Raw genomic sequence first — 15,116 nt, forward strand, 5'->3', positions numbered from 1 at the left:
CAATCGGTCGAGGGAATGGATCGCCAGGCCTTGGTTCGTCTGGTCGTGGACATGCTGCAGCGCCTGGCCCTTCACAACGGCATGTGGTTCAACGAAGTCAAGCATCAGATGGGGCTTGAAAAGGCCTTTGAGATGTACAGCCTTGCAGCGGGCAAGAGCCTGGAGATACAGCTGAGAAGGCTTGCCAAGCTGTTCGGTTTCAATATGCGCGACGGATTGCCGGCCGTGCTGTTCGACATGCCCAGGGAGAAATTGGTGGACCTTTTGGACGCCCTGGCGGCCAACTGGCTGGCCAATGACGGTGTGTGGTTTCAGGCGGTGGAATTCAGCAGCGGCATGGTCGATGCCAAACGCTGCAACGATTCCTGCTGGGCGCAATTTTCTCCGGTGGAAGCCTGGTCCATCAAGAAGATCTTGGGACTTTCCAGGAATCCCGGGATAGACGGCCTGAAGCAGGCCCTAAACCTCAGGCTTTACGCCCGCCTCAACCAACAATCCATCATCGATGAGGGGCCCGACGGCATCGTCTTTCAGATGAACGAGTGCCGCGTCCAGACCGCCCGCAAGCGCAAAGGGCTGCCGGACTACCCTTGTAAGTCCGTCGGTAACGTGGAGTACCCCTATTTTGCCCGGACCATCGATGACCGGATCACCACGGAGTGCATCGGCTGCCCGCCGGACGACCACCCGGACGATTGGTACTGCGCCTGGCGGTTCAGCATTCAGCAACCCTCATCGTTGCAACGTTGAGGTAACGCACTTGCGGCCTTGTCGGCGCTGGGAACACGGTTTTATGTTTACCCCCCTTGCAAATCAGTTACGTTTGTCATAAAACAGTTCCGGTTTTAATGGATACTTAAACGAGGAGTATTCGCTCATGCCCAAAATGCCGTGTTATTCGAGGAACCGGGCCACCAGCGTCGAACAGATCGATGCCACCACGTTAACATCCACCTGCCGCCTGCAAGACAGCTTTACCGATGCCCATGTGACCATCCATGTACGCCTGCCGGAACTGGAAATTATTGCGGCCGATGGCGCTTTTTCCCGTATCAGCCACGAGACGTGCCGGGGTGCGGAAGAGGCCCTGGAAAAGGTTGTGGGGGTGCGCATCGGAGCCGGTATGAAAAAGATCATCCGCGGGCTTGTGGGGGAAGTGACGGACTGCGGGGAACTGGCCGTCCTGGTGGAGGAGTGTTGTCACGCCGTCATCCTGGCTTTTACCAAGGAGATGTTGGGTCAGGTGCCGGAGGAGCTGAAAAAGGAAAAGGATTTCTTTGCCAACATGGTCAAAGAGAACATCCGGCTCTACAACAGCTGCGCCGCCTTTGCGCCGGGGAGCCCCATTGTGGAGGGGATCGATCCTCCCTGAATCTTGCATGAAATTTGATGATCCTTTTTATGTCTATCGATATTTACAGATGTTCACGCATTTGCAACTATTCTTCATTAAACTGATTGGGTTAAGCGGATGAAATCTTTTTGACTCATCAAAATTCACCCTTCGGGCGGGCCGGAGGCTTCCACATGCTGTGTTGCCAAGGGTTCGAAGTAAACCACTACGACTTCACCCCTGGACGCCTTGCCTGTGAAAGCCTCCGACCCGTGCAAGATCCAGGTAATAAGCACCTACAATTTGTTTGAGGACAAGCGGATATGCTTAAATTTCAGAGAACCAAGCTGGTCAACATCATCAACAACAACGACGGTACCCTGGCGGTGCACGGCGCCCTTGACGATCACATCTACCAGATCGACATCGACATGATCATCGGCATCGAGAACCTCACCATCCAGGCTATCGAGGGCAAATGGCTCCGGGCGGAAAATTCGGAGTGCCGGCGCGCCATACCCTTTCTCCAGAATGCCGTGGGCATTCGCATCGACCAGGAGGGATTTTCCCAGCAGGTCAACAAACATGTGGGTCGCACATCGTGCCCCCACTTCGCCAACCTGATTATCGAATGCAGCGATGCGGCCCTGGATGCCGTGGACATGATCCGTTTCGAAGCGGCGCGGGAGAGCCGGACGGACCTGACCTTCGATGAATTTCTTGAAGGCCGTGTCAGCGCCCCCCCACCCCCTGCGGCAAATGCCCGTGTCAGTGTCCAGGCTGAAAAACGAGAAACCATAGAAGACGAAAAGGCACGATCGACCGCTGGTATGGAAGGCTTTACCGTGGACCTGCACGTCCACACTTTTCCGGCTTCCCAGTGCAGTTCGGCGTCCGCCGAAGACATGCTCCAGGAGGCCAAGAGAATCGGCCTCGATGCCGTTTGTATCACCGACCACAACTACGTGTGGCAACCAGCTGACATCGAGGCGCTGAGTTCCAGAAACGACATCCCGGTATTCATGGGCAACGAGATAACCACGGATCAGGGCGACATGCTGGTTTTCGGCATGTACGAGGACGTGCAGGGGATCATCAAGCTTCAGGAACTGAAGCAACGGGTGGATGCCGCGGATGGGTTCATGATCGCCGCCCACCCCTTTCGGGGGTTTTTAATCTTCAATACCAACGAGATCGGGCTCACCATTGAAAAGGCGATGGAGCGGCCTATCTGGAAAATGGTGCACGCCCTGGAGGTGCTGAATGGCAAGGTGACCGAGAGGGAAAACATTTTTGCCGGCAAGGTGGCCGCGGGGCTGGGCATGCCGGCTACCGGCGGGAGCGACGCTCATGACGTGCAGGGTGTCGGCAAGTATGCGACCTGCTTTAAAGAGCGCATCGCCAACGAAAAAGAACTGGTGGAGGCCTTGAAAAGCGGCGCTTATACGCCTTGTAAATTCCGGCAATGATCCGGCCGCCAGGCCCATCCGTAACCAACCATCAAGAGGTGCTTTCAGAATGCAGATGAAAACGGAAAAGAAAATAGACTGGGAAAAGTTGATCCGGCGCATGGAGCTGCTGATGCGGCTCAAATCATTTCCGGTGGCGTTCAAGATGCTGGAGAAGAAGGAGGAACTGGAAAAGATTCCTTTCATGCGGCGTACCAGCCACAAGTCGACCCTGTGCCAGTTGATTACACTGGTGAGAAATTTCGACTGGACCGTGGGGGCGGATCTGGATGATTTTCTTTTTTCGGCCTGCCCGTCCATCCTGGGCCTCACAGAGGTTCCGGAGGTGTGCACGAACGGGACCTTCAGGAGCATCGTGTGGGTCAAGACCAAGAAGGACGGCAGGAAGTACGAGGCTTCCATTCCCCGGCTTCCCCTGGGAAAGTACGAGGCCGTGGCCATGGCGCCCATGGTGTACAATCCCTTCGAGCCCGACATCGTCCTCATCTATGCCAACCCGGCCCAGATGATGCTGCTGATCAACGCGCTTCAGTTCGAAGACTACGAAGTCATGCAGTTCTTTTGTGTCGGGGAGTCTTCCTGCTCCGATGCCATTGCCCGCTGCTACAACACGGGCAAGCCCTCGCTGACGATTCCCTGCTACGGCGAGCGCCGCTATGGGCACGCCCAGGACGAAGACCTGGTCATGGCCATTCCCCGCGACATGATGGAAAAGGCGCTTTTCGGGCTGGAGGTGCTGTATCGGCGGGGGGTGCGCTATCCCATCAGCTTTGCCGGCGCCGAAGGCGATGTGGGGCCCATGTTTCCGGCCAGCTACCACAGTATGGAAGACGTATCCAAACATATTTCGGGAGGAGAGCACCTGCTTTTAGGGGTGACCGGCGGCATTGCCAGCGGTAAATCCTATGTGTCCGAAATCCTGGAGGACCTGGGATCGCCGCTTATCGATTTCGACAGGCTGGCCAGAATTGTGGTGGAGCCCGGCAAACCGGCGTTTGAACAGATCGTGGCCTACTTCGGCCGACAGGTGTTGGCCGAGGACGGCACCCTGGACCGCAAGCAGCTGTCGGACATCGTCTTCAGCGACATGGAAAAACGTAAGAAATTGGAGAGCTTTACCCACCCAGCCATCTATACGGGGTTTTTCGACGGCATCAGCGCCATCACCAAAGAGAAGCCCGATGCCGTCATCCAGGTGGCGGTGCCCCTCCTGATCGAACTGAATCTGCAGTTTTTATTCGACAAGCTGCTGGTGGTACACGTCCCCATGGAGGTCCAGGTCGAGCGTTTGGCCGCACGGGACGGAATTACCACGCAAGAAGCAGCCAACATCCTCAGATCCCAGCTGCCCATCGACGAGAAGGTCCGGTTCGCCGATTTCGTCATCCACAACGAAGGGTCACGCGAGGCGACCCGCCGGCAGGTGGCAGCGGTGTGGGAGGAACTCGGCAAAGTCGGGTAGTTTTAGCTTATAACGCTAGTCATCCCTGCATGCCTCCCCCGGCATGGTGTTGGGCCGCAGGCAGGGATCCAGGGCATATAGCGGATCGCTTGCTGGATCCCTGCTTGGGAAGGGATGACGGATTTGAGGAATCTAATAGCCAGAGTAATAATATTATTCTTTGCGGCCCTTGCCCAGCTAAATCCTCTGAAGGAAGGCATCCGACCTCTGGATTCTGACTTCTGCCCTCTAAGGTTTTACCATCGGACCTTTCGATGGATGCAAGTTGCGCCCATCAGCGGCCGACCGCCTTGGTCCCGGCCAGGGAAAAGCGAACGATATGGTCCGTCAGGCGCCGAATCAAATCCGGGCTGATTTTTTCACACAGCAGGAATTCCAAATCGTTGCGTTTGATGGTCAAAAGCGCGCGGCACTGGGTGATGATGCTCAATTCGCAGAAACGCACGTCCTGCTCGTCGGCATCGGGGCCGATCAATGCGCGGATGACGTCGTGCAACTTTCGCCTTTCGGGATTGACCAACTCACGCCAGTCGTTTTTGACCAGGCCGGTTGGGTTGGCCAGCTCCATCAGATACAGGCGAATAAAGTGACCCTCCTCCCCCTTTTTGATAACGTTTTGCATGAGGGTTTGGATAAACACCCGCAGCCGATCCATGGGCGCCCCCTCGCTTGAAACCGAAAAAACCTGGTCTTCGAATTGTAGAAAGGTGTAACGCCACGTTTCGGCATAGAGGCTGGCCTTGTTTTTGAAGTAGTAATTGACGGAAGCCACGTTGGCCCCGGCCCGGGAGCAGATTTCCACCACCTTGGCATTGCGGTATCCTTTTTCGGCAAACACTTCGCAGGCTGCGTTCAACAGTCTTTTCCGGGTTTCTTTGCCATCCTCTCGTTTCGCCACGGTGCTCTCCCTGGTGGGTGATGGCGCCGGCAAGCCGCGCCATCGGCTTCATTGAAGCGCTGTAACAGCGTTGTCATATTTTATAATTAGGCCTATGGTCACCGGCATAAATGATCGTTGACATGGCCGTTCCTATAAGTTAAAAAGCGATTTTAAATAATCGTTTAAGATAATGGATACCATTTGTCAAGCGGAAGGAAAACATTCATGCAAATCATCAAAACAAGGCCTTCTATCATTGCCCTGACAGCAGCCGTTCTACTGACCGGGCTGGTGTTCGCAAGCTGTGATCGATCGACGGAATTTAGGCCGCCTCGAGCGGTTCCCGAAGTATCGACGGTCACGGTTGACGCATGCATGCTCCTGCTGACCACCGAACTGCCCGGCCGCACGTCCGCTTACCGTACTGCGGAAATTCGTCCCCAGGTCAGCGGCTTGATTCTAAAACGCCTGTTTGAGGAAGGGTCCGCTATCAAGGCGGGACAGGTGCTTTACCAGATCGACCCCGCCCCTTTTCAGGCCGCTTTGGACAGTGCCGAGGCAAATAAAACGGTGATGCTCACGGCCACCGAACAGGCGCGGGCGGCATTGAAAGCGAGCCAGGCCGAGGTTGCCCGTTTGAAAGATGCCCTGGCCCTAGCGAAAACGAACAATGAGCGCTACGAGGAAGCGTTCAAGGACAATGCCATTTCCGCCATCCAGAGGGACCAGGCCGCCACCGAGGTGAAAACCACGGAATCCTCACTGCGGGCTGCGGAAGCGCAGGTCGAAAGCAGCCGCCAGGCGGTGGCTGCAGCCCAGGCCGGCATTCAGCAGTCCGAAGCGACACTGAAGACCATGAGAATCAATTTGGGATATACAAAGATGACGGCACCCATCTCCGGCCGCATCGGCAAATCCAGCGTAACCGAAGGTGCCATCGTCACGGCCTATCAGCCGGTCCCCCTCGCCACGATCCAGCAGTTGGATCCCATCTATGTGGATGTGCCCCAATCCACCAGCGAGCTTCTGCGGTTGAAGCGTCGCGTTGCCGAAGGCCTGCTGCACAACGAAGGGAAGAATCAGAGCAAGGTCCAACTGATTATGGAAGACGGCTCGGCTTACCCTCTTGAGGGGACCCTGCAGTTTCAGGATGTCACGGTGAACCCGAGCACCGGTTCCGTGCTCTTGCGGGTGGTCTTCCCAAATCCTGACGGATTTCTCCTGCCGGGCATGTTCGTGCGGGCGGTCATCCAGGAGGGACTGGACGAAGAGGCCATCCTGATTCCCCAGCAGGCGGTGTCGAGGGATCACAAGGGAAATCCCTATGCGTTGACGGTGGATGCCCAGGGCAAGGTCGGTCAGCGGATGCTCACCCTCGACCGGGCGATCGACGATCAGTGGCTGGTCGCATCGGGGCTAAATCCCGGTGATCGGCTGATCGTCGAGGGACGGCAGCGGATACGGCCGGGTATGGCGGTTAAAACGGTGCCATTCGTTGAAAAAAAAGCCGGGCAGGATACGAGTGGTAACGCCGGGGCACCGTCTGGAAAGAAAAGTCAAGGAGGCGCCTGATGTTGTCACGGTTTTTCCTGGACCGACCGGTATTTGCCTGGGTTATCGCCATTGCCATCATGGCCGCCGGCATCCTGGCGATTTACAATCTGCCCGTGTCGCAGTACCCCCCGATCGCGCCGCCGTCCATCGCCATCGATGCCTCCTATCCCGGTGCATCGGCGGAAACCGTCGAAAACACGGTGACGCAGATTGTCGAGCAAAAAATGACCGGGTTGAGCGATATGCTTTATCTGTCCGGTACCAGTTCCTCTTCCGGCTCCGCCAGAGTCGAGTTGACCTTTAAGCCCGGAACCGACCCGGATCTGGCCTGGGCCAAGGTACAGAACAAACTCCAGCTCGCCATGGCCAGCCTTCCCGATGTGGTCCAGCGCCAGGGCGTCCGGGTCGCGAAGTCGACCCGGAACTACCTGATCATCGTGGGGCTGATATCGGAAGACGGCAGCATGGATGGTGACGACCTGCGCGACTATGCCCAGTCGAACCTGGAAAAGATTATGGCCAGGGTCCCGGGCGTGGGTGAGGTCCAGATCTTCGGTTCCCAGTATGCGATGCGGATCTGGGTAAATCCCGACAAGTTGACCAGTTTTAACCTGACCATGGAAGACGTCATTGCGGCCCTGCGAACCTACAACGTGGAGGTGTCCGCCGGACAGCTGGGCGGGGCTCCCGCGGTGGAGGGGCAGCGGATGAACGCCGCCATCGTCGTGCAGCACCTGCTGCAGACCCCGGAAGAATTTTCCGCCATACCCATTCGCACGAATCCCGACGGCTCCGTTGTTCGCGTCAAGAACATCGGGAGGACCGAGCTCGGCACCGAGCAGTACAGTGTCACCAGTTCTTATAACGGCAAGCCCTCGGCAGGCATGGCCATCAGGCAGGCCGCCGGTGCCAATGCCCTGGAAACGGCCAATGCCGTCAGACAAAAACTGGAGGAGATGAGTCACTACTTTCCCCCCGGCATGAAGGTGATTTATCCTTACGACACCACCCCCTTTACCAGGGTGGCTATCGAGGAAGTGGTCAAAACCCTGTTTGAAGCGATTCTGCTTGTGTTTGTGATCATGTACCTTTTCATGGGAACCTTCCGGGCTACCCTGATACCCACCATCGCGGTGCCGGTGGTGCTGCTGGGTACCTTTGCGATTCTGGGCTTTTTCGGGTTTTCCATCAACATGCTGACCATGTTTGCCATGGTACTGGCCATCGGACTGCTGGTGGACGACGCCATCGTGGTGGTGGAAAATGTGGAACGGATCATGAGCGAGGAGGGACTCCCCCCAAAGGAGGCGACGGCCAAATCGATGGATCAAATCACCACCGCACTGATCGGCATCGGGCTGGTGCTCGCAGCGGTTTTTGGCCCTATGGCCTTCTTCCCAGGGTCCACCGGCATCATTTACCGGCAGTTCGCCTTGACGATTGCCTCTGCGATGCTGCTGTCGGTTGTCGTCGCCCTGATTCTGACCCCCGTGCTTTGCGCTTCACTCCTCAAACCGGTGCCGAAAGGGCACGAACCGGCGGATAACGCCGTTTTTTTTCTGCGCCCGTTTTTCAGATGGTTTGACCGGGCCTTTTTCAGTACGCGCAATCTGTATGTCAGGCTGGTCGGCCACGCCCTGGCTTCGAAACTGCGCTATCTGATTCTCTTCGGACTGATTGTGGGCGCCATGGGTTATCTCTTTCAGCGTATGCCCACGGCATATCTACCCGACGAAGACCAGGGCATCATGCTGGTCCAAGCCATCTTGCCATCAGGCTCCACCCTGGAACAGACCCAGCAGATTTTAGGGGAGGTCAGACACTATTTCCAGACACAGGAAAAAGAAGCGGTGGAGTCTTTCATGGCCATTTCCGGCATCAGTTTCGGCGGACAGGGACAAAACATGGGATTGGGTTTTACCAAGCTCAGAGACTGGGACCTGCGTCAAAGGCCCGATCTAAAGGTCGACGCCATTGCCGGCAGGACTATGCGGGCCTTTTCGCAGATAAAGGGCGCCATGGTGTTCGCATTCGCTCCCCCACCGGTTTCTGAATTGGGCAGTGCCACCGGGTTTGATTTCCGGTTGCAGGATCGCGGCGGGATCGGCCATCAAAAACTGATGGAAGCACGCAATCAGCTTCTGGGCATGGCTGCCCAGGATCCGCGCTTGACGCGCGTTCGACCCAACGGCATGGAAGACGTACCGGAATACCGCATCGATGTGGACTGGGACAAGGCCGGGGCTTTGGGAATTCCCATCAGCTCAGTTAACAACACGGTCTCGGCCGCTTTTGGCAGCGCTTACGTCAACGACTTTATCCAGGCCGGACGGGTCAAGCGTGTCTTCGTGCAGGCGGATGCCCCGTACCGCATGATGCCGAGTGATTTGAATAAACTCTATGTCCGCAACAACAAGGGCGAAATGGTGGCTTTCTCCTCCATTGCTTCCGGTCGATGGGCCATCGGTTCTCCGCAACTGGAACGCTACAATGCCTTCTCCTCCATCAATATCTGGGGCGAGCCTTCACCGGGAAGGAGCTCGGGAGAGGCCATGCAGGCCATGGAGGAGATCGTTTCAAAATTGCCGCAGGGGATCGGCTTCGACTGGAGTGGACTTTCCTATCAGGAGCGCATGGCCAGCGCCCAGGCTCCCTTGCTGTACGCATTTTCCATTTTCGTCATTTTCCTGTGTCTGGCAGCGCTCTATGAAAGCTGGCCGATTCCCCTGGCCATTTTGCTGACCCTTCCTCTGGGGGTCATCGGCGGTGTCATTGCTTCGTTCATGCGGTCGATGCCCAATGACGTTTATTTTCAGATCGGCCTGCTGACCACCCTGGGCCTGACCACCAAGAATGCCATTCTGATCGTTCAATTCGCCAAGGCCAGGGTCGATGCGGGGGATCGGCTCATCCAGGCGACGCTCGAGGCCGCAAAATTGAGGCTGCGTCCCATCATCATGACCTCGCTGGCGTTCGGCTTCGGTGTGTTGCCGCTTGCCCTGGCGAGCGGTGCCGGTTCGGGTGCGCAAAGAGCGATCGGCACCGCTGTTCTGGGAGGCATGGTGACATCCACCCTCCTGGTGATCCTGTTTGCGCCGCTTTTTTACGTTTTAATCTATAAGGCACTGGGAAAACACAGAAAGCGTGTAACTATGAAGTATGTTGCTGAGAATTCAGTGGGGGGTGGAACCAAATGAAGGCATCCATATTCTTGATGGGGGTTGGCATGGTTATGGCTTTGTACGGGTGCACGATGGCGCCCCGATACGAACAGCCGCCGGCACCGGTCCCCGCCGCGTGGCCCCAGGGTGCCGCCTACACGGACATGCGCGCCGGCTCGGAAACGGTGCCGGTGAACGATCTTGTGTGGAAAGATTTTTTTAGCGACGATCAGCTGCAGCAAATCATTGAAACCGCCTTGAACAATAACCGCGACCTTCGGATTGCGGCCCTGAACGTGGAAAGGGCCCGCGGGCTCTACGGTATTCAACGGGCGGAACTGCTTCCTTCCGTGGATGCCTCCGGCGTGTACAGCAAGGAGCGCCGCTCATCCGATTTGATCACTCCGGGCTATCCGCGGACCTTCGAACAGTATAGTGTCAACCTCGGTGTCGCCGCGTGGGAGATCGATTTTTTCGGCCGTATTCGCAGTCTAAAGGACCAGGCACTGCAGAATTATCTGGCCACCGAGCAGGCCCGCCGCAGCGCGCAGATTGCTCTGATTGCACAGGTGGCGAGGACGTATCTGCTCCTGGCGGCTGACAGGGAGAACCTGGCCCTGGCCCTGGCAACGTTTGAGGCCCAGCAATCCTCCTGTGATTTGATTCAGCGGCAATATGAAACCGGATTCACCACCAAGCTGGATCTGAGCCAAGCACAAACCAGGCTGGAAGCGGCCCGGAGAGATATCCCCCGGTTCACCCAGATCGTCGCGCAGGATAACAATGCCTTGAATCTTCTGGCAGGCGCGGTGGTGTCGCAAGATCTTCTGCCCGAAGACATGAGCGCCATCCACCCACCCAAAGATGTTGCACCGGGCCTGCCTTCCGAAGCCCTTTTGTCTCGTCCCGACATCATCGCGGCGGAACACAGGCTCAAAGGGGCCTATGCTTCCATCGGTGCGGCCAGGGCGGCCTTTTTCCCCCGTATTTCTTTGACGACTACGGTGGGGACGGCCAGCGATGAACTGTCGGGACTGTTCGGATCGACGGCCGATACCTGGAGCTTCGTCCCGCAGATCACCATGCCTATCTTTGATGGCCGCGTCTGGGCCGCCTTGCGGGTCAGCAAAACCGACCGGGAAATCATTTTGACCCAATATGAGAAATCGATCCAGACCGCTTTCAGGGAGGTTGCGGATGCCCTTGCCGTAAGGGGGACGATCAATCAACAAATAGCAGCACAGGAATCTCTGGTGGATGCGGTTGCCGAAACCTATCGCCTTTCAGAGAAACGCTATAAAATGGGGATCGACAGCTATCTGAACGTTCTCGATGCCCAGCGCTCTCTCTATGCCCAACAGCAGGTGCTGATCAGGCTGCGCTTGACCGAACTCGAAAACCGGGTGGTGCTTTACCAGGTCTTGGGAGGAGGGGCCGGATAGGCCCCAAGGCCCTCTCTTTTCCATACTGAAAGAGGATATCAACCGCGACAGGGGGGAAGAAAAATGACACAGCAATTACATCCGACGACCACCGCACCCGACAAAAATGAAATGTCCGGCAGATTGGCAAAGGTCAGGGAAATGATGGCAGCGCAACAATTGGATTACTACATCGCATACGACCCGGTAAATGTGTACTACCTGACCAATTTCTACAACTACGTGCATGAAAGGCCCTTTATTTTAGTCATCGGCAAAGCAGGGGCGCCAAAATTCCTGGTTCCAAAACTTGAAATACCGCATGTGCAAAGCCGTGCCAAATGTGATCTGGAATTGGTGCAGTATTTTGAATATCCCGCGCCTGAAGGTGAGAACTGGCATGACTATTACCGGTCCGTGATCGACGAGAACGCACGTGTCGGTGTCGAATCCGCCATGACGCTAGAGATATACGACCAGACACCGGGCAACAAGATTAAAACCGATATCATAGACGACGTCCGATTTATCAAGACGGATTTCGAAATCGGTCGTTATGTCCATGCCTGTGACGTGTTGAAAGCGGGTTTTAACAAGCTCCTGGAGGTCTGCCGGCCCGGAAAGATGATGATCGAACTTTACAGCGCACTGACACAGGAGATGATGGGCAAGGCCATCATGGAAATCCCGGAGCTCAATCCCTTGATAACAACCGTAAAAGGCGTGGCCCAACCCCCGAGCATTTCGCACGATCCCCACAATTTTACCAACCTCTTTCTCTCCATGGAAAACGGCGGGCCGCATGTGACCCTGCTTGCCGGGCAGGTCGACGGATGCGGCGTCGAGCTCGAGAGAACCTTTTTTCTCGGCACGGTTCCCGAAGCCGCCAAAAAGCCCTTCAACGCTATGCTGGAAGCCAGGAGCATGACCTACGATCAACTGAAACCGGGGGCCAATATGGCCGAGATCGACAGGAAGGCCAACGAATTTTTCAAGAAAGCCGGTTACGGGGAGAACCTGTTGCACCGGACAGGGCACGGAATGGGAATCACGGGACACGAGGGGCCTTTTCTGGCGGAAGGGTATGACCGTGAACTCGAGGCGGGCATGATGGTCAGTGTCGAACCGGGCATCTATTTTCCGGGATTGGGAGGATTCAGGCATTCGGATACGGTACTGATTACCGAAGATGGTTATGCCAAGCTGACCGACGCCCCGGATTCGATGGAAGCGCTGACCATACCTTTATAAGCATAAAATCGTGTCCCACGATTTTATGATACGCGACTGCGTCGCTCCTATGCGAAAGAACAAAATTCATATTCCTGAAGCAAGCTGCAGGGTATTTCGGAATGTTGCCGAAATCCTTCGGATTCCGGTATCGCTCTTCCACAAATAAATGAATCCTTATCTATATTTTCGTTTTACGGCGCCTGCCGGACGTGAAGGGTGCGCATGCGGTTGATGGCCCCTGCGAGCTCGAAGGCCCTGAAGGCGGCGATATCCCCGGTCAAATAGGGTGTCAGGCATTCCAGGCCCCCGGCGGCCACGTCCTTCAGCACACAATCGACCACCTCCCTGAGGGTGCGCTGCCCGTCCATGTGACGCACGGCCCGGTGCATGCCGTGGGCCAGGCCCCGGGTCTGGGCGCTGTCGACGATCTGTTCCAGGTCACCCAGGTCGATGCGGGTGCGGCCAAACAGGATTTCCTTTCTTCGGGGGGCGGCGATTTTGGTTCGCCGGTGCTGGCTAAAAGGGTCGAAGCCCTGTTTCAAGGGGATGCGTTTTTTCAGCGCGCCGAACGGTTCGCCCCCTTCTGCGATGCGGCCGGTGTCGTTTTCCGCGGCGATGTCGTGCGCTCTTTCGGTGACGTCTTCGGGCCGGTAGTTGTTCATGCGGATGACGGTGTCGGCCGCCTGAAAGTAATCCCCGGACCCGCCCATCACCAGCACGGTCGAAATGCCCAGATCATCGTAGAGTTGACGCACCCTGTCCACGAAGGGCGTGATGGGTTCGTTGGCCTTCTCCACCAGCATCTGCATGCGCCGGTCGCGAATCATGAAGTTGGTGGCCGAGGTGTCCTCGTCCAGGAGCAGGACTTTCGCGCCCGTTTCGATGGCCTCGGATATGTTGGCGGCCTGGGAGGTGCTGCCGCTGGCGTTGGCGGTGAAAAAGGCGTTGGTGTCCTTCTTGAACGGCAGATTGTCGATAAAGGGCGAGATGTCTACGCCGGCCACGGATCGACCGTCGGCGGCCCTGATTTTAACGGCTGCTTCGAGGCTGACCGTCATTTCCCGACCGTCGCCGGGCAGGTGGTTGTAAACGCCCAGTTCCAGGGCGTTGAGCAGGGTCGACTTGCCGTGAAAACCGCCGCCGACAATCAGGGTAACCCCTTGGGGAATGCCCATCCCGCTGACAATGCCGCGGTTGGGCAGGCGCACTTTCGTTTTAAGGCTTGCCGGCGATTCAAAGCGGACGGCGAGACGTTCCTTCAGAGGTCCGGGATCGATGCCGCTGGCCCGCGGCAGGAGGGATCCGTCGCCCACGAAGCCGACCAGGCCCCTGTCGGCAATGATCCGGCGGAGGGTGTGTGCGTCTTCGGCCGTTTCGATGTGCTCCATGACCGCGGGCATGCTCAGGCTGCGGGCATAAAGCGATGCCTGCACGATTTTGGGGAGTTCCTCAAAAAACATGGCCCGTGCGTGCCGCCCGGATATTTTCCTGCCGACCGCCGGCAGGCCCATGAAGAAGCGCGCTTCCACCAACCGGTCATCCACGGCCATGGCGGTACGGGCCAGGATTTCCTGCGGGGGCCTGTCGATGGTGATCAGGCCGCTTTTGCCGGTTCCCCGCTCGCCCCGGGCAATGCGTGTGCAGCTGTGATGAAAGCTTCTGGTAAGATAGTCGCAAAGAGCGGTTTGCCGGCTGGGACTGGCGGTGGTTTCCGGACCGAAGCCGGAAACCGGACGCATCACGCGGGCGCGGATCCTCGACGGGGCGGCGAAGGGATCGCCCTGGACATGATCGACAAAAAGCCTGAAGCCAGGAAAATCATAGACCCCCTCGATTTCCTTGTAGGTTTTATAGCCTCTGCCGTCGATGCGACGGAGGGTCTTTTCAAGATGGGAGCTCTCTTCGGTCATGGGTCATCCTCCCAACATCGCCGGCGCTTGGCAAGATAGCGTTCCGACATCCAGGTCGCTGTCGCGGTTCAATCCGTTTGCTTTTTGCGGTTGGCCTTGATCGCTTTATCGAGCGCCTTGGCATGCACGTTGCCGGCAAAGTGTACGGGGCTCTTACCGTAAATGGGATCCCAGCCGGCCGGGTCGGCGCTGCAAAAAAACTGAACCTCCAGGCCCATGCGAACGGCGGCCTCTTCAACCGGATAGCCGATGATTTTCAGGGCCGCCTCCCAACTGGCCCCGCAGGGCGCACCGCGCACTACGGTCACGGCGGAAATTTTCCCACCGGCGACTTCGACTTCGTATTCCGGGGCGCCGAATCGGGCGCCGTACTCCCCCAGGCAGTCCTGCCGGGAAAGCCCGCATCAGGTCGGCGGCGTGGCCACGCCCTCCATTTTTACTTTTTTACCCGAGGCCACGACAGGAATACCTTTTTCACGGCACAGCAGGCCGAGGTCGTAGGACAGATCGGGGTGCGTGAGGAAATCCAGCACCAGGTCGGCATCGATATCATCGGGCAGATAGTCGCGGGCGTCATCGATGACCGCCGGAAGCGGCGTGTCGATGGAGATCATCTCGAGGTCGAAGCGGTCCTGACCGAACTTTCTGATGCCGGCGATTTTGCTTTCACCGCTTCCGTTTTGTTGAAACACC

The 15,116-nt window shown here is 57.1% G+C and carries 10 protein-coding genes and 1 pseudogene; 8 read left to right on the top strand and 3 right to left on the bottom strand.

The genetic code is table 11. From position 1 onward, the window contains the following. Positions 1-15 precede the first annotated feature (15 nt). From LJE94_05320 to coaE, 4 genes are all read left to right on the top strand, one after another. Positions 16-750: a DUF6125 family protein gene (locus tag LJE94_05320; GenBank protein MCG6909528.1), complete on the top strand. Its 735-nt coding sequence runs from the start codon at positions 16-18 to the stop codon at positions 748-750. 127 nt (positions 751-877) lie between these two features. Further along, positions 878-1,372 carry a DUF2889 domain-containing protein gene (locus LJE94_05325; protein MCG6909529.1) on the top strand — a complete coding sequence of 165 codons (495 nt, stop codon included), beginning with the start codon at positions 878-880 and terminating at the stop codon, positions 1,370-1,372. 284 nt (positions 1,373-1,656) lie between these two features. Beyond that, on the top strand, positions 1,657-2,802 hold the full coding sequence (locus LJE94_05330) for a CehA/McbA family metallohydrolase (protein ID MCG6909530.1): 1,146 nt from the start codon (positions 1,657-1,659) through the stop codon (positions 2,800-2,802). A gap of 49 nt (positions 2,803-2,851) precedes the next feature. Next, entirely contained in the window at positions 2,852-4,264 is a 1,413-nt protein-coding gene (gene coaE, locus LJE94_05335) for a dephospho-CoA kinase (GenBank protein ID MCG6909531.1), read from the top strand. Positions 4,265-4,538: 274 nt separating this feature from the next. Here the strand turns inward: coaE and LJE94_05340 are convergent, their stop codons facing one another. Then, positions 4,539-5,162 carry a CerR family C-terminal domain-containing protein gene (locus LJE94_05340; protein MCG6909532.1) on the bottom strand — a complete coding sequence of 208 codons (624 nt, stop codon included), beginning with the start codon at positions 5,160-5,162 and terminating at the stop codon, positions 4,539-4,541. A gap of 207 nt (positions 5,163-5,369) precedes the next feature. Here LJE94_05340 and LJE94_05345 point away from each other — a divergent pair, with 207 nt between their 5' ends. From LJE94_05345 to LJE94_05360, 4 genes are all read left to right on the top strand, one after another. Next, positions 5,370-6,716, top strand: coding sequence for an efflux RND transporter periplasmic adaptor subunit (locus LJE94_05345; protein MCG6909533.1), 1,347 nt, complete (start codon positions 5,370-5,372; stop codon positions 6,714-6,716). A gap of 2 nt (positions 6,717-6,718) precedes the next feature. After that, positions 6,719-9,895, top strand: a complete 3,177-nt coding sequence (locus tag LJE94_05350) for an efflux RND transporter permease subunit (GenBank protein MCG6909534.1) — start codon at positions 6,719-6,721, stop codon at positions 9,893-9,895. Then, a complete protein-coding gene (locus LJE94_05355) occupies positions 9,892-11,301 on the top strand; it encodes an efflux transporter outer membrane subunit (GenBank protein ID MCG6909535.1) in 1,410 nt (469 codons plus the stop codon). Before LJE94_05350 ends, LJE94_05355 begins: the two co-directional genes overlap by 4 nt. Positions 11,302-11,364: 63 nt before the next feature. Then, the gene (locus tag LJE94_05360; GenBank protein ID MCG6909536.1) at positions 11,365-12,531 is read left to right on the top strand and encodes a Xaa-Pro peptidase family protein; all 1,167 of its coding nucleotides are present in this window, start codon (positions 11,365-11,367) and stop codon (positions 12,529-12,531) included. Positions 12,532-12,704: 173 nt separating this feature from the next. On the opposite strand, the gene LJE94_05365 is transcribed toward LJE94_05360, so the two are convergent. After that, complete coding sequence (locus LJE94_05365) at positions 12,705-14,423, bottom strand: ABC-ATPase domain-containing protein (GenBank protein ID MCG6909537.1); 1,719 nt, start codon at positions 14,421-14,423, stop codon at positions 12,705-12,707. A gap of 68 nt (positions 14,424-14,491) precedes the next feature. Further along, a pseudogene (locus tag LJE94_05370) lies at positions 14,492-15,115 on the bottom strand (DUF166 domain-containing protein). Between the last annotated feature and the right edge of the window lies 1 nt (position 15,116).

The organism is Deltaproteobacteria bacterium, from assembly GCA_022340465.1.
GTDB lineage: Bacteria > Desulfobacterota > Desulfobacteria > Desulfobacterales > B30-G6 > JAJDNW01.

Coding starts and splice junctions, on each gene's coding strand:
- LJE94_05320 (MCG6909528.1), top strand. CDS start 16: ATGGATCGCCAGGCCTTGGTTCGTCTGGTCGTGGACATGCTGCAGCGC.
- LJE94_05325 (MCG6909529.1), top strand. CDS start 878: ATGCCCAAAATGCCGTGTTATTCGAGGAACCGGGCCACCAGCGTCGAA.
- LJE94_05330 (MCG6909530.1), top strand. CDS start 1,657: ATGCTTAAATTTCAGAGAACCAAGCTGGTCAACATCATCAACAACAAC.
- coaE (MCG6909531.1), top strand. CDS start 2,852: ATGCAGATGAAAACGGAAAAGAAAATAGACTGGGAAAAGTTGATCCGG.
- LJE94_05345 (MCG6909533.1), top strand. CDS start 5,370: ATGCAAATCATCAAAACAAGGCCTTCTATCATTGCCCTGACAGCAGCC.
- LJE94_05355 (MCG6909535.1), top strand. CDS start 9,892: ATGAAGGCATCCATATTCTTGATGGGGGTTGGCATGGTTATGGCTTTG.
- LJE94_05360 (MCG6909536.1), top strand. CDS start 11,365: ATGACACAGCAATTACATCCGACGACCACCGCACCCGACAAAAATGAA.
- LJE94_05365 (MCG6909537.1), bottom strand. CDS start 14,423: ATGACCGAAGAGAGCTCCCATCTTGAAAAGACCCTCCGTCGCATCGAC.